Genomic DNA, 22,606 nt, shown 5'->3' on the forward strand with positions numbered 1-22,606 from the left:
GTGTTATTGGCTCTTTTCTTCGTTCTTTTCAAGAATAACAAATGATACAAGGGTTTCTTTATGCAGATAATTTTCAAGCTTAGGATCTACATCAACAGTATATGGATTCAACTGCGAAATTGTCCAGCCTTCTTCTAATAATTTATTTATGCGCACGAGATATTTATTGTCATTGATATCGTTTTGTTCGGTATAATCCCGACTGTTGCTGATATAAACTATTTTTTGCATCTGCTACCCACCCTATCATGTTATTAAAATGTTGGTGCGAGTGACGGGACTTGAACCCGTACGTCTACGACACACGCCCCTCAAACGTGCCTGTCTGCCGATTCCAGCACACTCGCTAACAGAAATATATTATACTATCAAACACATAAATTGTCAAGTATTTTTTTAATTTTACCGTTTTATTGACAAACATTTGTTTCAATGATATAATAAAAAAGTTGAGTAAGTCAGATGGTTGCGGGAGAATTGTTTCTCACGAGGAAAGTCCGGGCTTCGCAGGGCAAGGGTGCCGGGTAACTCCCGGTGGAGGCGACTCTAAGGACAGTGCAACAGAAATAGACTTCCTGCATAGCTTTCTGTAAAGATTGAATTGTACAATATGTGCCTGTGCAGGTAAAGGTGGAAAGGCGAGGTAAGAGCTCACCGGCGCTGCGGCGACGCTGCGGCCATGTAAACCCCATCCGAAGCAACACCGTATTGGCTTACGCAGGCTTAGCCGGCCCGGCATGCCTGTGTTTGGCGGTGGCTTGAGCCGTGCAGTAATGTGCGGCCTAGACAGATAATCATCAAATACAGAACCCGGCTTACAGATTTGCTCAACAAAGTGAAAATTTGCGCTCTGTTATAAGAGCTTTTTGGGAATGTCTGCTTGGCATTCCTTTTTTGTTACAATCCTGTGGCAAACACGCCTAAGGGGTTGTTTTTTTCTGTCGAAAATGATAAAATAGTGACATTCTTTTATATAGGAGGCAATTTCGCTGTGAAACATTTAAAACTGGCCGTTGTGCTTTTGTTTGCCGTTGTTGTGCTGACGCTTGACGCCTCTCCTGCCTGCGACGTTTTGGCGGAACCCTCGGTTCCCGTTTTTATGTACCACAGCATCAGCGACGTTCCTGTGGGAAAAGACGAGGCATTAAGCGTTAAGGTGAAAGATTTTGAACAGCAGCTCGCCTACTTAAAGCGCATGAAATATACCGGCATTTTTGCGGAGGAACTACCGGAGGCAGGAAAAACCCACCGCCCCGTTGTCATCACCTTTGACGACGGATACATCGACAACTACACCACTGCTTTTCCACTTTTAAAAAAATATGGCCTAAAAGCAACTATTTTTGTGGTTTCAGACGAGATTGGGAAGCCCGGACGCATGACTGGCGCCCAGCTGAAAGAAATGTCTGACAGTGGTTTGGTAAGCATCCAGAGTCACACGGTTTCCCATCAGAATTTAAAAAACCTGACCCATGATGAAACGGAATATCAGTTTTCCCATTCAAAAGCTGTCATTGAAACCGTCACTAAAAAACCCGTGCGTGCGCTGGCAGCACCAGGCGGTTTCTGGTCGAAAGATTTAGGCGAGCAGGCCTCCCGCTATTACGACATCGCTTTCCGCTCCTTTGGATGGGGAACATGCAAACGGGAAAACCGCTTTCGCGTTCCCCGGGCAGGCATATTTCGCTCGAACACCCTGGCCGAATTTCAAGCCATCACCCGGGAGCGGTCGCAGACCGCAATTCGAACAAGCGATGAAGCAAACGACCGCGGTTAAAACCACACTTTTGGCAGCGGTTATAACCGGCCGCTGTTTTGTTGTTCAATCAGTTTTAGCTTTTGGCTCTTTTTCAACTTTTTCACGGCGCATTCGCGCTTTAATGCGTCTGACTTGTCTTCATAGGCCTCGCTGTAAACCAGACGTACGGGAAGCCGGCTTTTCGTATATTTTGCACCCCGGCCGCTGTTGTGGGCTGAGAGTCTCTTTTCTAAATTGTTGGTATAGCCGCAGTATAGGGTGTTGTCGCGGCAGGCGAGCAGGTAAACATAAAACATTTCTCTCCCCCGCTATCCAATGTGGTTCAGCGCGAATTCTTCGCAGCTGGTTCCGTCAATCAGTTCTAAATCTTCGCCCTTTACCATATATGTTCGGTTTGCTATTTGCATCATTGCGGCGTCATTTTTCGAGTCGGTATAAAAATTTTCTATTTCCGCACCGGGAAACCGACTGTAAAAAAGCTGCACCTTGTTTTTCCGGTAACAAATTTTTTGAACCTCTCCTGTATATTTGTCCACCTCTGTGGCCAAATAGTTTTTTACGCCAATGCGGGAAAATAGCTCCTCCAGCAAAAAACCAATAGACGCGGATATGATAACGTCGTCTTCCCGTCTGGAGCAAAGATAAAAATGTTTTATCTTGTGCTGATTTTTATCCCAAAAATCTTTTATTAAAAAATCAATGTCTTTCAGCTGAGATAAATAGTTTTGGGCGTGCTTCTCTGCAATCTTTTCAAACTCCTCCGTGGTAATGCGGCAAAACTTATACTTTAAAAACGCTTTAACCACCACAAACAAGTAGCGAATGAGCTTTGGCTGTCTGCGCACGCTGTAGAGGTAAAAATCGAAAACGCTTTCCCCGTCGTAAATGGTGTTGTCGAAATCATATACGTTCATAAATGCAGTCCTTTAATTTATAGTTTGCGTATGCTGTTCGGAAGGCTCCATTTGTTTTGTAGGCATGGAGGCAAGCACAGAGCCGGCCACCACTAAAATTAAAGCGGCAAACACCTTTGGCGCCGGAGCAATTCCATTGATGAAAAACGCCGCAAAGGGCGTTAAAATGGGTTTTATAAAAAACGCTGTGGAAGCCGCCGTGGCGGAAGACTTTTCCATGGCCCTAAAAAATGCCCAGTAGCCCAGTCCTGTAACGGCAATTCCTAAATAGAGCATAATTCCAATGGTTTTGCCTGTGGTGAGGCCGGAAAAAATGCTTTCACCAGTGAACAGCAAAATGACCAGTAGCACCAGGCTGCCAAAAAAGAACGAAAATCCGGTTTGGATAACGCCGCTTAACTTAGCAGAATATTTTTTGCTCAAAACCGTATACAGGCTGAAGGTTAGCGCCGCGCCCACGGCAAGCAATATTGAAACCACGTTTGTGCCGGAAGAAAAGTCTGCTAAAACAAGCACACCGGCAATGCACAAAACCATTGCCAAAGCCTTTTTTACCGTCATCTTTTCTTTTAAAAACACCGTTGCCAATAAAATGGTGAACACAGAGTTAGAGCAAAAAATGATGGCGATTAAAGCCGGAGAGTCCGCCTTTAAAACAGCCACCTGCAGCATCAGCATGCTGATACAGATGCATAAAACCCCCAAAAGAGCCAGTGTGATAAAATCCTTTGCAGAAAGCTTCATGTTGTTCTTGCGCAGTTTTGTAACAGCAAAGGGCAGCAGCATTGCGCCGCCGATAAAAAACCGGATAAACGTCATGGCCAGGGGAGAAACGTCTGCTGCGATGAGCTTGCTGACTGGCTCTAAAGTGGTAAACAAAACTGCTGTAAGCAATATGTAAAAAAACGAATTTTTCAACGTGCGTTCCTCTTTTCTATGAAGTCGTAAATCATTTGCGCAAAAATGGGCTGGGAGCAGTAGGAACAGTGCTCGCTGTTCTCCATCAGCTGAAATGCGATGTTTTCTTTTGGGTAACCGAAATGGTTCATGGTGGAAAGCAAAAGCTGCGTCTGCTCATACCGGTTTTGCATATCGTCGTCCGAAACAATTACCAGCACAGGCGGCTCGCCGCTGTAGTCATTAATATGGAAGATGGGGGCACAATCGTCTATGATAACCCGCCGTGGGTCTTCTCCACGCTCCCTTAAAACGTTAAAGTGGGTTGTTGGCTGGCCCGCGTCGAACACAAAGCCTGCAAAATCGTTGGGCGAAAGTTGAAAGGGCGCCAAATATTTTTTGTCGAAATACAACATCATGGCAATGTATCCGCCGGCGGAGGAACCACCGGCAAATATTGTGTCACTGCCGCCATATTCTTTGATGTGGTCTTTTACCCATGCAAGGCTTGCCGCGCAGTCGCGGATAAAGTCGGGAAACTGCGCAAAGGGATAGAGCCTGTAGTTTACCCGCGCAACCGCAATATTTTTGTCAATTAACCCGGCAAATTCATCAATGCACTCCCCTTTTGAGCCTGATTCTAAACCGCCGCCGTGGAAATAGACAAACGTCTTAAAGTTTTCTGTCTCAGGCAGATACAAATCCAGCAGCTGTCGTTCGTTGTTTGTGTCGGCATAAGCAATGTTTTGAATTGTCCTCATAATTTTGTCTCCTTTTATGTGCGTTTATAAAGTTCGTTCAACTGTTTAAATTTTTCTTTGTCAATAGCGTTTAGTTGTTCCTCCGTCACGCGGTATTGCCAGTTCCCGTCCGCCTTTCCGGGAATGTTTAAGCGCGTGTCCGAGCCGTAGCCCAGTAAATCCTGAATGGGCAGAACAACAAGCCCGGCGTGGCTTGCAAACATGGTTCGCAAAATTGCGTCGTAGCCTTTCTCCCAGTTTTCGTCGGTATAGCCGCAATATCTTAGCATATGCCGTCGCGTTTGGGGATCAAGCTCCCAAAGGTAGCCCAAAAGAGTATTGTTGTCGTGAGTGCCGGTGTAAGCCACGCAGTTTTTTGGATAATTGTGAGGCAAATGTGGTGTGTCGCCGCCACCCATAAAGGCGAACTGGAACACCCGCATGCCGGGGAAACCGCTGTTGTTCACTAGATCGATAACCTCCTGGGTAATGTCGCCCAAATCCTCTGCGATTACGCTTCTTTCCCCCTGAATTTGGCGAATTGCTTCCACCAGCTCCATGCCCGGGCCTTTTTCCCACTTGCCTTCGCGGGCTGTTTTCGCGCTTCCCGGAACCGCCCAGTAAGATTCAATTCCCCGAAAATGATCAATTCTTACGCTGTCAAACAAGGAAAACATGTGCATCATGCGCTCCCGCCACCATGAAAAGTTTGTTTCGCGCATTTTGTCCCAGTTATAAATAGGGTTACCCCAAAGCTGGCCGTCCTGCGCAAAATAGTCCGGCGGAACGCCGGCAACGCTTGTAGGACGGTTATTTTCGTCCAGCAAAAACAATTCTTTATTGCTCCAAACATCCGCGCTGTCCAGCGACACATAAATGGGCATGTCGCCAATCAATTTCACGCCGCGGCTGTTGGCGTATTGCTTAATTTCGGCCCACTGGGTGAAAAAGTGGAACTGAATAAACTTCCAGGCAAACAGTGTATCTTTGTCCATTTCAAAATTGGTCCATTCATACCAGGGCGCCTGGTGGTTGGCCTGCTTTAACGTCATAAACTCACAGAAGGCTTTTAAGTGCGAATCATTTTCAATGAACGTTTCAATCTCCTGAACATTTTCCGCCCGCTGCGAAGCCACCGTCAAAACAGAAACGCGGTTGTGGTAAAGCCGAACATATTCACAGCTAAACGGCGTTTGCTGCCGCTGGGAGCTCATCTCCCCGTCGGTTAAAAGGCCCTGATGATACAGCGTATTCAAATCAACAAAATAGGGGTTTCCGCCAAAGGCAGAATAGGATTTATAAGGCGAGTTACACTCGTCAATCATACAAAACGGCAAAACCTGCCAATAGGTAAAGCCGCAGCTTTTTAAAAAGTTTATAAATTGTTTCGCTTCTGTTCCGAAGCTTCCGATGGAATATTCACCGGGAAGCGACGAAATGTGCATTAAAACTCCGCTTTTACGTTCCAAAAATATACACAGCTCCTTAATTAAATTCCTCCTGCCAGCCCTTGCATAAGTCAATGTAGGAGGCGGCTTTCGCTGTCGTAAAAAGCTCGTCTGGTTCAATTGCGTGTTTATTGACTGTTTTACTGAAAATTACTCCCAAAACAAGCTGTCTTGGGAGTAAATGTCATTTAATATATTGCAGTGCTACCCAGCCGCCCTGTTCCTGCCGGCCGGTTAAGGTTAGCCCTGTTTTTTCGTATGCAGCCGTCACATCGGCTTCGCGCTCTTGAATAATGCCTGAGGTTATGAACACGCCGCCGGACTTTAGAAGTTTTGGAATAACCGGCTCCATGCCGATAATCACATCTGCCACAATGTTGGCCAACACAATGTCATATTCTTTGTCGGCTACCGCACGAAAAAGCGCTTTGTCGCTGACAATGTCGCCGGAAAACGTGCGGTATGTATTTAAGTCTATCCTGTTACGCTTTGCGTTTTGCACTGCAATTTCCACCGCATTGGGGTCAATGTCCACCGCTGTGGCGTCTTTTGCGCCCAAAAGCAAAGCAATGATAGATAAAATTCCGCTGCCGCACCCCAAGTCTAAAACAGACATTCCGGGTGCTATGCGCTGCTCCAGGCCCTGAATGCATAGCTGGGTGGTGTGATGGGAGCCTGTGCCGAAGCTCATGCCCGGGTTTACAGTGAACACCGTGCGGTCTGTCGGCTCGGTTAAGCGTTCCCACTCAGGCAGAATCAAAATTTTGTCGCCTACGTTCATCGGCTTAAAATATTGTTTCCAATTTTCCGCCCAATCCTCCTCCTTCATGTTGGCAGAGGTGACAGAAAGAGCGCCATATTCGCCTTTTTCGTCCATAGCGGCCAGGCGCTTTAAGCCCTCGGTGACCTGTGTGCGCATGTCGGCGCCGCAGGCGTTGTCCGTAACGTAAAATTTCACGCAAGTATCGCCGCCAAAAGCCGACATCAGTTCTTCGTCCACATAGTCCCATGTGCTGCGGTTGGCTTCTAAAAAGCAATGAAAATCTTTCGCATCTTCTATCTCCATGCCCGTAATGCCGGCGTCCATCAACACGGCACAAACAGGCTCAATGCCCTCTGTTGTGGTGGAAATGCGAAGCTGTATCCAATCCATGAAAATCCTCCTACGCCAAATTCAGCATTTGGCTGACAACGTCGACCATCTCGTCTTTTTCACAGGTGGTTCTGAAAATCACCGGCTTTGTTTTCAGCTCGGCCAAAGATTTTGGGATTGACGCCTGGGCTGTTTCGGCAAGCTCAGCTAACTGCGTAAAAGCGTCCCCTGTTTCCGGCGCGCCTTTTATGGCTGTTAACACGCTGTCTGAGAACTTAAATGGACTTGCGGTGGAACAGATCACCGTTTTTGTGGCGTCGCCTGTTTCTGCCGCATATTGGTTCAACACCCGTTTGGCCACAGCCGTGTGGGTGTCCATTACATAGCTGGTCTCGCGGAATACGCGGTTAATTTCGTCTAAGGTATCGTCGTCGTCGCAGAATCCACCCCAGAACGTTTCCAGAATTTTTTGTTTCACGCCGGCAGACACTTCATATTTTCCTGTGGATTTTAAATTTTCCATCCACGCTTTCACCTGCCCGTCGTCACCGTTGGTGGCTAAAGACAAAAGACGCTCTAAATTGCTGGAGATTAAAATGTCCATCGAGGGGGAAACTGTGGTTTTAAAGCCGCGGTTTTTGTCGTAGACGCCGGTTTTGATAAAGTCTGTCAGCACGTTATTTTCGTTAGAAGCGCAGATAAGCCTGTTCACCGGCAGGCCCATTTCTTTTGCATAATAGGCCGCCAAAATATTTCCAAAATTGCCGGTGGGCACTACAAAATTAATTTTGTCCCCCAGCTTAATTTCGTTGTTTTTCACTAAATTTGCATAGGCTGAAAAATAGTACACCACCTGAGGAACCAGTCTGCCCCAGTTTATGGAGTTTGCGCTGGACAGCATAAAGCCGTTTTGCGCCAGCATTTCATTATAATCTTTGTCAGTGAAAATCTGTTTCACGCCGTTTTGCGCATCGTCAAAATTGCCGCAAACCGCCGCAACGTCTACATTGTTGCCGTCTTGGGTTACCATTTGCCGTTTTTGAATGTCAGAAACGCCGTCGGCTGGGTAAAACACAATAATTCTTGTGCCGGCTACGTCCTTAAATCCTTCTAACGCCGCCTTGCCCGTATCGCCCGAGGTTGCCACCAAAATGACCACCTCTTTGGTTTCGCCTGTTTTATGAATGGACTTCAGCAGCAGGTGGGGCAGAATTTGCAGCGCCATATCTTTAAACGCGCAGGTTGGGCCATGCCACAGTTCTAAAAAGTATGTGTTTTGGTTCAGCTTGAAAATAGGGGCGATTTCCTCCGTTTCAAATTTTTCGCGGCTGTAGGCGCGGTTAACGCAGGTGGTAATTTCCTCCTGTGTAAAATCCGTCAAAAACCGGCTTAAAATGTCCACCGCCCGTTCGTTATAGGTCATGCCGCAAAGGGACTCAATTTCAGACAACGAAACCTGTGGAACCGTTTCGGGCAGAAAAAGACCGCCGTCGGGCGCAAGGCCGGTTTTAATTGCCATTGCAGATGTTACTTGTGTGTTACTGTCACGGGTGCTGCGATACTGCATTTTTCAATCCTCCGAACCGCTGGGCAATGTTTGATGCTTGCGGTATTTTTTGCTGTTAGGTGTATCAATCAATTCAAAATTAGTATATCACATGCCAAGTCTTTTTTCAAGTGCTTCTTTTTCCTGCTCAAAGCCAGGTTTTCCCAGCAGGGCAAACATGTTCTTTTTATAGGCTTCCACACCGGGCTGGTTAAAGGGGTTTACGCCGAGAATGTAGCCGCTGATGCCGCATGCCTTTTCAAAGAAATAAATCAGCATCCCCAGATAATATTCGTTAATTTCTGGGATATTCACAACCATATTCGGCACGCCGCCGTCGTTGTGTGCCAGAAGCGTTCCCAAAAATGCCTTGTTGTTCACAAAGCTCATGGTTTTTCCTGCCAAAAAGTTTAATCCGTCGATGTTGTCCTCTGTTTCGTCAATGGTCACGTCGTCGCTTGATTCTTCTACATTCAGCACAGTTTCAAACAGAACCCTGCGCCCGTCCTGAATATACTGGCCCATGGAGTGCAGGTCGGTAGAAAAGTCAACAGCAGCCGGTAAAATTCCCTTGCCGTCTTTTCCCTCGCTTTCGCCATAGAGCTGCTTCCACCACTCGCCAAAATAGTGCAGTCTTGGCTCATAGTTCACCACAAGCTCCGTCTGCTTGCCCTTGTTGTATAAAATATTTCTGATTGCCGCATACATGTAGCAGTCGTTCGTCTTTAAGTCGCAGCCTTCATATTCTTTCACAGCCGCCTGTGCGCCCGCCATAAGCTGGTCGATGTCCGCGCCGGAAACAGCAATGGGAAGCAGGCCAACGGCAGTCAGCACGGAAAACCGGCCGCCAACGTCGTCCGGCACGACAAAGGTTTCATAGCCCTCGCTGTCCGCCAAATTTTTCAGCGCACCTTTTTCTTTGTCGGTTGTGGCATAAATTCTTGATTTTGCGCCTTCCTTGCCATATTTCTTCTCCAAAAGCTCCTTAAACACACGAAAAGCCACAGCAGGCTCAGTGGTTGTGCCCGATTTGGAAATAACGTTCACAGAAAAGTCCTTCTTCTCCACAAATTTTAAAAGCTGGGAGAGGTATGACCCGCTGATGGAGTTACCGGCAAACAAAATCTGAGGCGTTTTCCGTTCATCTTTGGAAAGCAGGTTATAAAAATTGTTGGAAAGCATGTCAATGGCCGCTTTCGCACCCAGATATGAACCGCCGATGCCGATAACAATCAGCACGTCGGAGTCACTTTTAATTTTTTCTGCACTCATCTTTATGCGTGCAAATTCTTCCTTGTCATAGTCGAAAGGTAAATTGAGCCAGCCAAGATAGTCGCTGCCCTCCCCTGTTTTTTCCGTCAGGGTTTTGTGGGCGGCTAAAACCTGCTGTTCCATGGCCTCAATTTCCTCTCGGGAAACAAAATTTAACGTTTTTGAATAATCAAGTTTAATGCTTCTCATTATTTTCTCTCTCCTTAAAGTGTTTATTTAAGTTCCTGGGCCAAAAACGTTTCTAACCTGTTTAGGCCCTCCACTATGTTTTCCATGCTGGTGGCGTAAGACCATCTTACAAAATCGTCAGCGCCGAAGCCGCTGCAGGGAACTAGGGCAAGCCCGGCCTTCTCCAGCAGCACGTCGGCAAAGTCGTCAGACGTATGAATGGTTCTGCCGCCGAGTAGTTTTCCCTTAAGCTGGGAAATGTTCATCACTACATAAAACGCACCGTGGGGATTTCTGCAGGACACTCCGGGAATGGAGTTAATGCGCTCCACCATATAGTCCCTGCGCTTTTGAAACTCCGCTTTCATGCGGGCAATTTCTTCCTCGCCGCCGTTTAAAGCCGCAACCGTTGCTGCCTGGGCAATGGAATTGGGGTTTGACGTGGCGTGGGACTGCAAATTGGAAATTGCTTTTGCAACCTCCGGATGGGAAGCGCTGTAGCCAATTCTCCACCCCGTCATGGCGTAGGTTTTCGACACGCCGTTAATGATGATGGTCAGGTCCTTAATTTTATCGTGAAACGAGGCAATGCTCACATGCTTGCCTTCGTAAATTAAATGTTCGTAAATTTCGTCGGCCACAACATAAATATTATGTTTTACCGCAACCTCGGCAATGGAACGAAGTTCTTCCTCTGTGTAAACCATGCCGGTTGGGTTTGAGGGACTGTTTAAAACCAGCGCCCGGGTTTTGGGGGTAATTGCGTCTTCAAACTCTTTGGCCGTGAACTTAAACTCGTCTTCTTCCTTTGTTTCGATAATCACCGAAACACCGTCGGCTATTTTCACCATTTCGGGGTAGCTCACCCAGTAGGGCGATGGGATAATCACTTCGTCGCCTTCGTTTAAAATTGCCATGAAGGTGTTCACTAAGGCGTGTTTTGCGCCGTTGGTTACGACGATTTGGTTTGGCTCATAGTCAAGGCCGTTTTCCCGCTTTAATTTGTCGCAGATTGCGCGGCGCAGTTCCATAGTACCTGCGGCGGGGGTATATTTGGTTTTGCCGCCGGCGATAGCCTCAACCGCAGCTTTTTTAATATAGTCCGGCGTGTCGAAGTCCGGCTCGCCGGTGCCAAAGCCCACAACGTCAACGCCCTCTGCCTTCATCTGTTTAAACTTTGAGTCAATCGCCAAGGTTGACGAAGGACTGATGCTTTTCACTTTGTCTGATATGTACAAGTTAATCGCCCCTCTAAATGATTTTTCAATGAAACACGGTTTCATTTTATCTTTTTTATCTCTTCTATTTTAATATATCCGGCGTAAAAATGCAACAGAAAATACAAATATTTTCATTTTTCTATTCTTTCCATAAAGTTTACCATGTTTTTGTGGGTGATTTTGTCAATTAATGCATCACTGTAGCCGCAGCGGGACATTTCGTTGAACAGTTTTACATAGTCCTCCGCGCCAAAAAAGCCTTGCGGCAGTCTGTCTACCCCGTCAAAATCGGAGCCAAGCCCCAGGCTGTTTTCTCCGCCTAAAGATAAAATGTGGTCGGTGTGGCGCAGAACGTCTGTTACGTCAGCCGTTTTGCCGTCCGTCAAAAAATCGGGATAGATATTTACGCAAACCATGCCGCCGGACTGCACAAGAGCGCAGATTTGCTCGTCATTTAAATTTCTCCTGTGACCGCACACAGCCGCTGCGTTGGAGTGGGAGGCCAAAACCGGAGCGTTTGTGTGCTCTAAAACGTCCCAAAAGCCCCTGGGCGTAATGTGAGACACGTCCACCATCATGTGCAGGCGGTTCATTTCCCGCACAACGTCTTTGCCAAAGGCTGTTAACCCTGCGCCCCGCTCAGACGCAGCGCCGTCGGTTACGTCGTTATTGTCGTTCCAGGCCAGGGTAATTGCTCGCACGCCCAGCCTATGAAACATACGCAGAGCGGAAAGGGAGCCGCAAAGCGCCCTTGCATCTTCAATGGCAAGAACTGCGCCGCGCTTCCCGCGGGCCAGCACAGAATTTAGTTCTTCTGCCGTTCTAATTTCTTCCATGTATTCTTTGTTTTTTTCAAGCTCGCACTTAAGCCTGTCAATGATTTCCACCGCACGCAAAAGGGGGTTTTTTTCCCGCTTGCTGACCCAAGCCGCGTAAAACTGAACGTAGCTCTGATAGCCTTTCATTTTTTCAATGGACAAATGCCCCGTGTTTGAAAAAAGGCATTCGTTTTTGTCCAGCAGTTCGCTTGCGGTGTCGCAATGGGCGTCAATCACAGTGAATTGCTTCATAAATTACCGAACCTTTCCCCTGCTACCATGAAAGCAGGCGCTTTATTTTCTTTCTTTAGTAATTTATGTAATAAATGCGTTTTCTATGTGGTTCACCGACAAAACCTTTCCGCCGGACAGAAGCACCTCAATTACATCAAAAGCAATTTCTCCGTCTAAGCGGTGTTCAAGCAGGTAGCTCTGTGCGGTTTTAATAATCTTTTGCTGTTTATAATAGTCCACCGCTTCGCTGGGCATTCCATAGCCCGCGCCGGAACGGGTTTTTACCTCGACAAACACAATTTTGCTTTTTCTTTGCGCAATAATGTCAATTTCGCCGAACCGTTTGCGGTAGTTTCGGGCCAAAATAGCGTAGCGTTTCTTTTTTAAATATACGCAGGCCGCGTCTTCCCCAAGCTTTCCGCTTTGTTGTGCATTCATTTAAACTCACCAAACTTTTTCTTTAAAAATGAACGCCGGTGCTGGGGGCACGGACCGAACTCGGCAATTTTTTCAAAGTGTAGTTTTGTGCCGTAGCCCTTGTGCTTTTCAAACTGATACAGTGGATATTCTTTTGCCAATACCTCTTTTACAAACCGGTCCCGCGCCACCTTTGCCAAAATAGACGCTGCAGCCACAGACAAGCTTTTATCGTCCCCCCCCACAATGCAATCGTGGGATAGTTCAATTCCCGGAGAACGGTTGCCGTCTACCAAAACGAACTCCGGACAAACGGTGAGCTTCGCCAGGGCCGATTTCATTGCGATAAACGTAGCGTTTAAAATGTTAACTTCTTCAATTAACGGAACCTCTGCCGCGCACACCGAAAATGCCAGGGCTTTTTCCTTTATTATTGCTTCTAATGCCTCCCGTTTTTTTTCGGAAAGCTTTTTCGAGTCGCGGATACCTTCTCCCGGAAAATCAGGCGGCAAAATCACCGCCGCTGCGAACACAGGCCCTGCCAGCGGGCCGCGGCCCGCTTCGTCCACCCCGGCCAAGCAGGAAACGTGGTGTGCGGCCCGAACAGTTTGGTCAAATTCAAACAACGTCATTGCACGCTTACCTCCAAATCTTCGGGCTTTTCCAGGCTGATTCGTCCGATTTTTCCTGCACGAAACTCGTCCAGCAAAATGTTGGAGGCCCGCAGAAGGTCAATCTCGCCGCCGGAAACCACAAAACCGCGTTTTCTGCCCAGCAGTTCCACCAGCTCAAACCCCTGAAGCCCCTCTGTGTTTTCCAGCTTATACCGGGCGCAAAACAACTCCCGGTAATTTTGGTTTAAAAATTCTGCCAGTTTGCAGGCCAAAAGCTCGGTGTCTATAATTTCGTCTTTAATGGAGCCGGTAAACGCCAAATGCAGACCTACCGTTTCGTCTTCAAACTTGGGCCACAAAATTCCCGGGGTGTCTAACAGTTCAATGCCGTTTTTCAGGCGGATCCACTGCTGCCCCCGGGTGACTCCGGGGCGGTCGCCCACAGCGGCGCGCCGGTTACCAGACAGGCGGTTTATATAAGAGGATTTGCCCACGTTGGGCACGCCGGCAACCAAAATTTTAATAGCGCGGTTCATGCCCTTTTCGCTGTCATTAGACAGTTTTTCGGCCAATGCGCGCTTAACCGCGGCCACCGACTCGTTAATGCCGCGGCCCTTTGCACAGTCTGCCAAGGTGACCTCAACATTGTTTTGTTTATAAAATGAAACCCACTGTTTGGTAACAGTTTCGTCTGCTAAATCTGCCTTGTTCAGCACCGCAACCCGAGGCTTGCCTTTTGTCATTTCCGAAATGTCGGGATTTTGAGACGAAACGGGAATCCGCGCGTCTAAAATCTCCACCACCACATCAATGAGCTTTAACTTTTCTTCAATCTGCCGTCTGGTTTTCGCCATGTGTCCCGGAAACCACTGTATATTCATAATACACCTCAAATTCGTAAAAAATAAGCACAACGGCAAGTGCGCACCGCCTTGCCGTTGTGGAATTTATTTTTTGTCTTAATCTATTTTGCCGATTTTAGAAAACGGAAACAGCCTGATAGAGGATTTTCCCACCACTTCACTTTCAGGAATTAACCCTAAGGTTCTGCTGTCGCTGGAATGATTGCGGTTGTCGCCCATAACGAAATAGCAGTTTTGCTTATAGGTGGTCTTTCCTTCTTCAAACACGCCGTCTGCCACCAGCTCGCTTCCTTTAATTTCCACACTGCCGTCCGCCCGCATGTCGAACGTCATCGTGCCCTTGCCCGCTTTTAAATTTGCCTCAGACATAATATAATCCAAATTTGCGATTTCGCCCTTTTTCGGCACGGTTAAGGGGTAGGCATACAGGTTTCCGAAAGAAATCTGCTTTTCTTTAATATACGGCTCATCTAAAGTTACCCCGTCAACCACCACGTTCCGCTCGCCGTCAAAGTCTACCGTTTGGCCCGGCAGAGCAATGACACGTTTAACAATATATTTTTGAATGGCTTCGGATTTTAAAATGACAATGTCTTTTTGCTTTGGCGTGTAGAACGCTTTGCGCACCACCAGCCGCTCGTTATGGTAGAGCGTTGGCTCCATGGACTGACCATCCACCTGCACCAGCGCAAACAGGAACTGGTTTATTAAAAGCGCCAGCACCACGGCAATGGCAATAGATGACGTCCATTCGTAAAGCTCCTTGGCCCAGCCGCCACGCACCTGGGTTTGGCCCATTTGGTCTAAAACATTGTCGGTATAGGCCTGAGCGGTGATATATTCCTCCTCGGTGAGGTTATCGTCTGTTTCCGCGGGTGCCTCCGCAGGCTGCTCGCAGCTGTCAGGCTCCGGCACATTATTTATTTCTTCAGGTTCCTTTTTTTCATCTTCTTCAGGAAGTCTGTTATTTTCATCCATAATTTACGTCCCCTTTCGAGACAATAATTCTATGCGATTTTTCAATAGGAACGCATAGTTTAAATGGCAAGGGAGTTTAATCCGCACCCCTGCCATTACGACTACACATGTAAAAGCGGCAATCTGCGCTTTTCATAGTCTTGCCGCGAACGCGGCAAAATCCGATTTTAGAGTTTTTCTTTTACCTTTGCAGCCTTGCCGACTCTGTCTCTTAAGTAATAGAGCTTTGCTCTTCTTACTTTACCCTTTCTTACAACCTCGATTTTTGCAATCTTAGGTGAATTTACAGGGAAGGTACGTTCAACGCCAATTCCGTAGGACAGGCGGCGAACGGTAAACGTCTTCTGAATTCCGCCGTGCTGAACCTTAATGATGGTGCCTTCAAACACCTGAATTCTTTCACGGTTTCCTTCTTTAACCTTTACATGCACTTTTACGGTGCTTCCGACTTCTAACTCCGGCAAATCTGTTCTGATTTGGTCTTTGGTTAATTCCTTAATTAAATCCATTAAAAACTCCTCCTCTCCTTCAAAGACGTTCATGCCCGGCTAAACCGGCAGAGGACCATCCGTAGTACGAACATGAAACTGCAAAATACAATTTCACACATTCGTATATTATAATATAAATACCAAGAAAAAACAAGTGTATTTTTAAAAAAAGTTGAATTTTTTATCCATTTGTTACATTTAAAGCAGCACTGACGCCAAAACACCCAAAATTACGGCATTTACCACGCAGGCAAGCGGCACAAAAAACCGAAATTTTTGCTTTGCTGTTTTGTGGTGGAAAAGCGCCATTCCAAGCACTGCGCCAAAGCTGCCCATTAAAAACGCACAGGCAAGAAGCGCCTGCTCGCTTACCCGCCGGAACGAATAAATCGCGCACAGCTTATCCAGCCCGTATATCAGCATGACGCCAAAATTCCAAAGTAAAAAGTGAATTAAAAATATTTGCATGGTTTAGTCCCTTTTGTCCAAAACCTCGTGAGAACAAGCCACAACAGATTCCGCGTCCTCAGGCTGAACGGTGGTTTCTCCACCCTTTTTTAAATAAATTAAATATTCAATATTGCCCTCAGGCCCTTTGATGGGAGAAAAGGAAAGGCCCAAAACGCTAAAACCCGCTTCCTGTGCAAAATCGTAGATGGCGCGCACCACCTCAATGTGGGTGGACTGTTCTTTCACCACGCCCTTTTTGCCCACCTTTTCCTTGCCTGCCTCAAACTGGGGCTTTATAAGCGCCACAACCCCGCCGTTCTCTTTCAGCAGCTGAAACGCCACAGGAAGCACCAGCTTCAACGAAATAAACGCCACGTCCACCGAGGCAAAATCCAACGCTTCGCCTATGTCTTCCGCCGTGACGTAGCGGATGTTGGTGCGCTCTAAGTTCACCACCCGGTCGTCGCACCTTAATTTCCAGGCAAGCTGGCCATAGCCCACGTCCACAGCAAACACCTTCTTCGCGCCGTTTTGAAGCATACAGTCCGTAAAACCGCCGGTTGAGGCGCCAATGTCCATGCAAACCTTATCCTTTAGCGAAATGGGAAACTCCTCCATGGCCTTTTCCAGCTTCAGCCCGCCGCGGCTGACATATTTTAAGCCGCCGCCACGCACCTCAATGGTTTGTGCCGCTGTTACAAAGGTGCCGGCCTTGTCGCATTTCTGGTTGTCCACAAACACCACGCCCGCCATAATCAATGCCTTAGCCTTTTCCCGGCTGGGCGCTAAGGCGTGTTCTGTTAAATAAGCGTCGAGCCTGATTTTATCCGTCAATTTTTTGCCCCCGTATTTTTGTTATAATAGTCGCAAACCGTGTTCATGCCGCAAATGGAACACTGCGGCCGCCTTGCAATACAAATATTTCTGCCGTGCTCCACCAGCTGATGACAGAACAGACTGCCATATTCCGGGTCTACAATTTTTTTTAAATCCACCTCAATTTTGGCAGGGTCGGTGTTTTTGGTCAGACCCAAAAGGCCGGTTATGCGCTTGCAGTGGGTGTCCACCACAATGCATGGCTTGCCAAACACGTCGCCCAACAAAAGATTTGCAATTTTGCGCCCCACCCCGGGGAGGGAGAGTAAATCTTCCATGTTGTCCGGCACTTTTCCGTCAAACCGGTCTATCAGCACATTGGCGCAGGCCACAATATTTTTAGCTTTGTTTCTGAAAAAGCCTGTGGAGCGAATGATCTCCTCTACGTCTGCCGTATCGGCCTCGGCAAAGGCTTTAACCGTAGGATATTTTGCAAACAGCGCCGGCGTTACCATGTTCACCCGCGCGTCGGTGCACTGGGCCGCGAGGCAAGCCGAAACCAAAAGCTCGAAGGGGTTTTCATACGTTAGCGTACAGGGGGTGTCGCCATAGGTTTGGCACAAATAGTCGTGAATCACCTGCATTTTTTCTTTTTTTCGCATTGTTGTCAGTCTCCTATAATCGGTCTGTATTCATATGTCACTTCATTTCCATTAATGGTAACCAACACATATTTTATGTAAGAGGGGCTGGTACCGTCAATCGCTACGCTTGGGAACACACCTGCGGTGTTTATGTAGCGCACGCCGTCGTCCACCGTGTTCTGGTTTACGAAGCCGCCGCCGAACACATACACATTTTTTCCGCTTTGTGCTGCTGCGTTCACGGTTTTCGTAAAGGATAAAAACTCTACCTGGTTATTGGAAATGAAATTTCTGTCTAAAAAGATAAACAGATTTTGGCCTGCGTTTTTCACATCGTTTTGGAATTTCGACCACACGGAAACATTCCCCGTGTAAACCTTGCCGGACACGTTAGGCAAAGTGATGAACGTATTTGGCCCGTCGCCGAAACAGTTATAATTTTTTGCCAGCACATAGTTGCTTGAAACCTTTTCAATCTCCTTTGTGTTGACGTTTGCTCCCAAAAATACCTGAAAGTCAGAAGAAAGCTTCATTTTATACAACGCGTTGTTCATGATAAATTGGTCAAACAGAGTGGAAACATCTCTGGTGTTGCCGAACACGGAGAAGCGGAACGCCCCTTCCTCGGTTAAATCTTTATATGTGTTTTGTGTATCTGGTACGGTAATGTTGTCCGGCACGGCAATTTCCTCTGCCCCGTCAACCATCACGGCCATATTGGCTGAAATTTCGCCCAGAACTGCCGTAACCACCGCAGCGCCGGGGGCGGCTGCCGTAATAGTATCGCCGGAAACGGTAACCGCGCCGCCTGACACCGTGACAACCGCGTCGGACAGACGGATTTCCGCCTTGCTGCCGCTTGCGTCTTTGCCGATAATCACAGGTGTGTAGCTTTCGCCGGAATTTAAGGTGATTTTCGTTTCTTTAAAGTTCATTTCTCTCGGCGCCGGCAAAACGGTAAAGGTCTTTTCCGCGATGAACCCGCCGCACTCTGCCGTAACGTAAGATGTGCCTGTTTTAGACGGGTAGAACACGCCGTCTGATACAGTGCCGCTGCCGTCGGTGGCATAAACTGCAGAGGAAGTGTCAATCGCCGCCTGGCGGTTATAATCGTCCACCCCGGTAAGGTTTAGTTTCACCGATGCATTCACAAACACATTGTCCTGAGCGTTAAACCGGGCTCTTGTTGCCGGTGCGTTATCCTCCGCCGTGGTCATAATTCCTAACGAGTTTGTCACCTTTCGGTATCCGCCGTCAGAGGGCTTGTTTACAACCTCTTTTTCGCCGTTATTGTCCACCGCCATTAAGGTAGAGCCGCCGCCGTCAAAGTTCAGCGCTGTGTAACAGCCAAGATCTGCCATTAAATAGCCCAGTTCTGTTTGGGTCATTCCTTTTGAGTCTGTTCTTCTGCCGTCCACCGCAACAATGGTAACAACTGTGCCGGTTTGGTCAATGCCCACTGCGCTTCTGGGGTTTCTTCCCGATATGTTGTGGGAGAATTTCGACGGCACTTTGCCCTCGCTTAAAATAATTCCGCCGCCGCCCACTGCAGTTTCAATGTAATTGATGTCCGGCGTGGACTGAATATCCACCGAAATCACGTCGCCTATGTTTACATTGTCTAACAAAAACGTGTTGTAGGACATGTGGGACGCTAAAACATAGCCGCCCTTTGGAATCACGATGGGGTCTGACTCCGTCACCTTGTTTACCACAGTGCCGTTTTCGTCTACGGCAACTTCAATGCTGCCGCCTTTTGATCCGACGGAATATTCGCCCCAATCGTCGGTATACATAACGATACCTGTTAAATCGTCGTATTTGTTCACAACCTTAATTTTGTCGGTCTTGCCGTTTGCGGCAGTAACGCTCATGTTAAACACAAAAGCGTTTACATAGAACCGCTCGTCTCCGAATACCTTATAAAATGTGTTCATGTTTTCTGTTACCGAGGCAGAAGACGTGAGTTTTCCGTCCCGCACCTCAACGCCCACGGCGCTGCCCCGGCCGCTCTGGCCCCGTTTTGCCGCAAAAAAGTCAGCATTCACCGCAGCTAAGGCCCCACTGTCTACTGCCATTTGATAGGTGTTTTCCAAAAAGCTTTCTCCGTTTTGACTTTTTAAAACCTCTAATTTCACGCCGGGGGCCTTTAAGTCTGCCTGCACGGCGTAAACGTCCTGCCAGCCATAGTCCTCAAGCCGCTGAATATGTTTATAGGTCACGCCGCCGATCAGTTCGCGCTCCTCCACAACCTCGTTTAAAACAGCGGCGTCTGCGAAAAAGCTGCCAGACAGCGCCAGGGTAAATATTGCAATAAAACTTACCATTCGTTTTTTCATAATTCGCTCCTTTCTGATTGCCTAAAGGCTCCATCCCTTTATTCCGGATTTTTGAACCGCTGTAAAAATACGGTGTTTTAAGCCGGGATTTTCCTGGTCTAACCCTTCTAACAGGTCGGCCACATACTGCCGTTTGGTGTTTTTGTCCGCCGGACAGGTGCTTTTCACCACCGGCAGTGCGGTGTTATTGGCAAACCGCACAATGTCTTTTTCCTCCACATAAATCAACGGACGCAGCACCGTCACGTCCATCCGCTCTAAATATGTAACGGGGGCAAAGCAGTTTAGCCTTCCCTCATAAAACAGGCTGAGGAAAAAGGTGTTCACCACGTCGTCAAAATGGTGGCCGTAAACAATTTTTTTAATGTCCCGCTTTTTTGCCGCGGTACACATGGCGCCGCGCCGCAGATTCGCACACAGCGAGCAGGGATTTTCTTCTTTTCTGTAATCAAAAATGATTTGTTTTATGTCTGATTTTTCTGTGTGATATGGAATGTCGTTTTCTGCGCAAAGCGCGGCCACGGCTGTAAAATCCATATTGTCAAAGCCCATGTCGATGGTAATTGCCTCTAAATAAAACGGTTTCGGGTAAAAGCGCTGAAGGTTTTTCATGGCCATTAGGGCCGCTAACGAGTCCTTCCCGCCGGAAACCCCCACAGCGATTCTGTCGCCGCTGTCAATCATGCTGTAGTCTTCTGCCGCCCGGCGCAGTCTGCTTAAAATTCGTTTCATGTTTGGTCTCCTTACAGGTGCTATATTTATTTTACCATAAAACGCCCTTTTTTTCAACCTTATTTTTTTTAGCATAAGGCCTTAAAGCATGAACGCGGCGCTTAAAACCAGTTCTGCCGCAAACACCACAGCGCAGCTGATAACCGCCACCTTAAAAAGCCCTGCGCCGCGCCAGGCCGAAACTGCTCCGGCAGCAAGAGCTAACCCGCCGGAGACGGGGCTTTGCGTGGCGTGCAAAATTGCGGGAAAGGTCATCACCGCCAGGGTTACGTAGGGCACATAGTATAAAAATGATTTTAAAAATCTGTTTTGAATTTGTTTTTGAATTAAGGCAAGGGGCAGCGCACGGATTGCAAACGTTACGCCCGCCATAATTAAAATGTAAGCATACATGTTGTGTGTCATGCCGTTTTCTCCTCCGGTTCGTCTTTTTTCGGAAAAATCAGGGCCGCAGCGGACGAAATTGCCACTGTTAAAATGATAATCCGCACGCCCTCGGAAAGCTGGGACAAAACCGGCAGGACAGACGCGGAAAAGCTAAGCACAAAGCAGGCGATTACAATTCCCGCTATGACTTTATCTTTCCTCGCAGGCGGCACAAACACCGCCAGAAACATGCCAAACAGCGCAACGCTTAACGCGCTGACAATCCGCACTGGGAGCACATTGCCCGCAACTGCCCCAAGGGCTGTCCCAAACGCCCAGCAGGGCGACGCAACAAAAAACGCGCCGTAGGAGTAGTATGGATTTATACTTCCCGGCCTTGCCACCGCAATGCCGAACAACTCGTCCGTTAAGCCAAAGCTTAGAAGCAGACGGTGCAAAAGGCCTGTGGCCGGCGCAATTCGCTGGCTCATGGCGCAGCTCATCAAAAGATACCTGGCGTTGGCAACCATGGTAATAATTGCCACCTCCACAAAAGCAGCGTCTGCCGCAATTAAGGTAAACCCTGCATATTCCCCCGCCGAAGCGTTACACAAAAGACTGACCAAAAAACCTTGAAACGGCGAAAGTCCGGCGTTTTGGGCGGCAATGCCCAAAGAAAACGAAACCGCAAGGTAACCTAAGCCGATTGGAATTCCGTCGCGCATGCCAGTGCGGAACGCATGGTAATTCTCTTTTCTTATAATATTGTTTTTTTTGCTTAACACGTTTTTTCCACCTCAGTTTATATTGTACCAAAAAACGAAAACGGTTGCTTGCAAGCATTTTCAAAAATAATTATACCATGCAACAGTGGGTTTGGTCAAACGAAAAGAAAGAGTGCAAAAGAAAATTTGCACTCTTTCCCTTAATCTGAATTTAAAATCCGTTAAATCAATGCTTTTTTCTATTTTATCTCGTCAAATACACGTACATAATCCACTGTGAATACGTCTCCTACAGCCTCTTTCGCCTCATTTGTTGCACATCGTTCTTTAGCGCGGTAGCCGTTCACCTCGGTAGAAATCAATATAAACTGCGGAATTTGTGAAACAGGCCCGCTGATGTGTCCGTCTTCTTTTCCATCAACGTAAAAGGTATATCCATTTTCATTCCATTTCATTCCAAACACATGCCATTCGTCCACATCAAGTGCCAATCCGTTTCCGGCCTTTGCAACCTGATGATCTTCGCCGTACCCGTTAAAATGATTGCAATGTTCAATGATTTTCCCAGGCGTAAAGCTTTCCATAATATCATTTTCCACGCCGGAAACTTGTGGATCAGAACTGGAACCGATGACCGGAGACTGCAGCCAGAACGCAGACCACCACCCTGTTTTTTTCTGAAGCTTGCACCGGCATTCATAATATCCGAATTTATGCAAAAATTTGTGTTCTTTAAATTTGCCGATTGGCCAAACGAGGCCGCCGTTCCAACAATCCTCCTCCGCGCTTTCTGCATCCATAAAATTATACCCTGTCTGAAGCTGAGAGGAACATATTTCGCCGTTTTTTTCGTATATGGAAAACACAGCATGTGACTTTCCATCAAGTCTTACGCCCTCATCATCCCATGTTTTATGGCGCTTTCCCATCATATGCAGCCGAAAATCCCATTTGCTTCTGTCAAGCTCCGTTCCGTCAAATTCATCGTACCAAACCAATTTCCAGTTTCCCGGAGGCAATAAACTCGGTGCATGTCCCTTAACTTGAAATTCCATTTTTTTC

Annotated in this window: 25 protein-coding genes, 1 tRNA gene and 1 other RNA gene; 2 read left to right on the forward strand and 25 right to left on the reverse strand. The window is 47.5% G+C overall.

The window, feature by feature from the left end; translation table 11 throughout:
• Window positions 1-3: 3 nt before the first annotated feature.
• Together H8698_RS01280 and H8698_RS01285 are read right to left on the reverse strand one after the other, a co-directional pair.
• Entirely contained in the window at window positions 4-231 is a 228-nt protein-coding gene (locus tag H8698_RS01280) for a hypothetical protein (RefSeq protein ID WP_249310826.1), read from the reverse strand.
• 32 nt (window positions 232-263) lie between these two features.
• Window positions 264-347 (reverse strand) — tRNA-Leu (locus H8698_RS01285).
• A 103-nt stretch (window positions 348-450) separates the two neighbouring features.
• On the opposite strand from H8698_RS01285, the gene rnpB reads away from it, so the two are divergent.
• Together rnpB and H8698_RS01295 are read left to right on the forward strand one after the other, a co-directional pair.
• Window positions 451-834, forward strand: an RNA gene (gene rnpB, locus H8698_RS01290) — RNase P RNA component class A.
• A 157-nt stretch (window positions 835-991) separates the two neighbouring features.
• Window positions 992-1,777: a polysaccharide deacetylase family protein gene (locus H8698_RS01295; RefSeq protein WP_249310828.1), complete on the forward strand. Its 786-nt coding sequence runs from the start codon at window positions 992-994 to the stop codon at window positions 1,775-1,777.
• Window positions 1,778-1,797: 20 nt separating this feature from the next.
• On the opposite strand, the gene H8698_RS01300 is transcribed toward H8698_RS01295, so the two are convergent.
• The 23 genes from H8698_RS01300 to H8698_RS01410 all read right to left on the reverse strand — a co-directional run bounded on the left by H8698_RS01300 (window position 1,798) and on the right by H8698_RS01410 (window position 22,599).
• Complete coding sequence (locus H8698_RS01300) at window positions 1,798-2,055, reverse strand: GIY-YIG nuclease family protein (RefSeq protein WP_249310830.1); 258 nt, start codon at window positions 2,053-2,055, stop codon at window positions 1,798-1,800.
• A gap of 12 nt (window positions 2,056-2,067) precedes the next feature.
• A complete protein-coding gene (locus H8698_RS01305; RefSeq protein ID WP_177680904.1) occupies window positions 2,068-2,673 on the reverse strand; it encodes a haloacid dehalogenase-like hydrolase in 606 nt (201 codons plus the stop codon).
• Window positions 2,674-2,685: 12 nt separating this feature from the next.
• Window positions 2,686-3,591: a DMT family transporter gene (locus H8698_RS01310; protein WP_249310832.1), complete on the reverse strand. Its 906-nt coding sequence runs from the start codon at window positions 3,589-3,591 to the stop codon at window positions 2,686-2,688.
• Window positions 3,588-4,331, reverse strand: a complete 744-nt coding sequence (locus H8698_RS01315; protein WP_249310834.1) for an alpha/beta hydrolase — start codon at window positions 4,329-4,331, stop codon at window positions 3,588-3,590. Before H8698_RS01315 ends, H8698_RS01310 begins: the two co-directional genes overlap by 4 nt.
• A 14-nt stretch (window positions 4,332-4,345) precedes the next feature.
• Window positions 4,346-5,779 (reverse strand): 4-alpha-glucanotransferase, encoded by a 1,434-nt coding sequence (gene malQ, locus H8698_RS01320; RefSeq protein ID WP_249310836.1) that lies wholly within the window; start codon window positions 5,777-5,779, stop codon window positions 4,346-4,348.
• Between the two features lie 163 nt (window positions 5,780-5,942).
• Window positions 5,943-6,911, reverse strand: coding sequence for a 50S ribosomal protein L11 methyltransferase (prmA, locus tag H8698_RS01325; protein ID WP_249310837.1), 969 nt, complete (start codon window positions 6,909-6,911; stop codon window positions 5,943-5,945).
• A 10-nt stretch (window positions 6,912-6,921) separates the two neighbouring features.
• On the reverse strand, window positions 6,922-8,418 hold the full coding sequence (gene thrC, locus H8698_RS01330) for a threonine synthase (RefSeq protein WP_249310838.1): 1,497 nt from the start codon (window positions 8,416-8,418) through the stop codon (window positions 6,922-6,924).
• An 87-nt stretch (window positions 8,419-8,505) separates the two neighbouring features.
• Entirely contained in the window at window positions 8,506-9,861 is a 1,356-nt protein-coding gene (locus H8698_RS01335; protein WP_249311497.1) for a glucose-6-phosphate isomerase, read from the reverse strand.
• Window positions 9,862-9,881: 20 nt separating this feature from the next.
• Entirely contained in the window at window positions 9,882-11,075 is a 1,194-nt protein-coding gene (locus tag H8698_RS01340; protein WP_249310839.1) for a pyridoxal phosphate-dependent aminotransferase, read from the reverse strand.
• A 113-nt stretch (window positions 11,076-11,188) separates the two neighbouring features.
• Entirely contained in the window at window positions 11,189-12,127 is a 939-nt protein-coding gene (locus H8698_RS01345) for a dipeptidase (RefSeq protein WP_249310840.1), read from the reverse strand.
• Between the two features lie 63 nt (window positions 12,128-12,190).
• Complete coding sequence (locus tag H8698_RS01350; protein WP_249310841.1) at window positions 12,191-12,547, reverse strand: YraN family protein; 357 nt, start codon at window positions 12,545-12,547, stop codon at window positions 12,191-12,193.
• Window positions 12,544-13,158 carry a ribonuclease HII gene (gene rnhB, locus H8698_RS01355; RefSeq protein WP_249310842.1) on the reverse strand — a complete coding sequence of 205 codons (615 nt, stop codon included), beginning with the start codon at window positions 13,156-13,158 and terminating at the stop codon, window positions 12,544-12,546. The genes H8698_RS01350 and rnhB overlap by 4 nt, the downstream gene beginning before the upstream one ends.
• Window positions 13,155-14,021: a ribosome biogenesis GTPase YlqF gene (gene ylqF / locus H8698_RS01360; RefSeq protein ID WP_249310843.1), complete on the reverse strand. Its 867-nt coding sequence runs from the start codon at window positions 14,019-14,021 to the stop codon at window positions 13,155-13,157. Before ylqF ends, rnhB begins: the two co-directional genes overlap by 4 nt.
• A gap of 78 nt (window positions 14,022-14,099) precedes the next feature.
• Window positions 14,100-14,981: a signal peptidase I gene (gene lepB / locus H8698_RS01365; RefSeq protein ID WP_249310844.1), complete on the reverse strand. Its 882-nt coding sequence runs from the start codon at window positions 14,979-14,981 to the stop codon at window positions 14,100-14,102.
• Window positions 14,982-15,148: 167 nt separating this feature from the next.
• Window positions 15,149-15,490 carry a 50S ribosomal protein L19 gene (gene rplS / locus H8698_RS01370; protein WP_249310845.1) on the reverse strand — a complete coding sequence of 114 codons (342 nt, stop codon included), beginning with the start codon at window positions 15,488-15,490 and terminating at the stop codon, window positions 15,149-15,151.
• Between the two features lie 180 nt (window positions 15,491-15,670).
• Window positions 15,671-15,895: a DUF1294 domain-containing protein gene (locus H8698_RS01375; RefSeq protein WP_249310846.1), complete on the reverse strand. Its 225-nt coding sequence runs from the start codon at window positions 15,893-15,895 to the stop codon at window positions 15,671-15,673.
• Between the two features lie 48 nt (window positions 15,896-15,943).
• Complete coding sequence (locus H8698_RS01380; protein WP_249310847.1) at window positions 15,944-16,756, reverse strand: TlyA family RNA methyltransferase; 813 nt, start codon at window positions 16,754-16,756, stop codon at window positions 15,944-15,946.
• Entirely contained in the window at window positions 16,753-17,400 is a 648-nt protein-coding gene (nth, locus tag H8698_RS01385; RefSeq protein ID WP_177679016.1) for an endonuclease III, read from the reverse strand. The genes H8698_RS01380 and nth overlap by 4 nt, the downstream gene beginning before the upstream one ends.
• 5 nt (window positions 17,401-17,405) lie before the next feature.
• Window positions 17,406-19,721 carry a phosphodiester glycosidase family protein gene (locus H8698_RS01390; protein ID WP_249310848.1) on the reverse strand — a complete coding sequence of 772 codons (2,316 nt, stop codon included), beginning with the start codon at window positions 19,719-19,721 and terminating at the stop codon, window positions 17,406-17,408.
• A gap of 21 nt (window positions 19,722-19,742) precedes the next feature.
• Window positions 19,743-20,453, reverse strand: coding sequence for a tRNA 2-thiocytidine biosynthesis TtcA family protein (locus H8698_RS01395; protein WP_249310849.1), 711 nt, complete (start codon window positions 20,451-20,453; stop codon window positions 19,743-19,745).
• 81 nt (window positions 20,454-20,534) lie between these two features.
• On the reverse strand, window positions 20,535-20,858 hold the full coding sequence (locus H8698_RS01400; RefSeq protein WP_249310850.1) for an AzlD domain-containing protein: 324 nt from the start codon (window positions 20,856-20,858) through the stop codon (window positions 20,535-20,537).
• Window positions 20,855-21,604 carry an AzlC family ABC transporter permease gene (locus H8698_RS01405; RefSeq protein WP_337400438.1) on the reverse strand — a complete coding sequence of 250 codons (750 nt, stop codon included), beginning with the start codon at window positions 21,602-21,604 and terminating at the stop codon, window positions 20,855-20,857. The genes H8698_RS01400 and H8698_RS01405 overlap by 4 nt, the downstream gene beginning before the upstream one ends.
• 179 nt (window positions 21,605-21,783) lie before the next feature.
• Window positions 21,784-22,599, reverse strand: coding sequence for a glycoside hydrolase family 16 protein (locus H8698_RS01410; RefSeq protein ID WP_249310851.1), 816 nt, complete (start codon window positions 22,597-22,599; stop codon window positions 21,784-21,786).
• Window positions 22,600-22,606 lie beyond the last annotated feature (7 nt).

Origin of the sequence: Congzhengia minquanensis (assembly GCF_014384785.1) — a bacterium.
GTDB lineage: Bacteria > Bacillota > Clostridia > UBA1381 > UBA9506 > Congzhengia > Congzhengia minquanensis.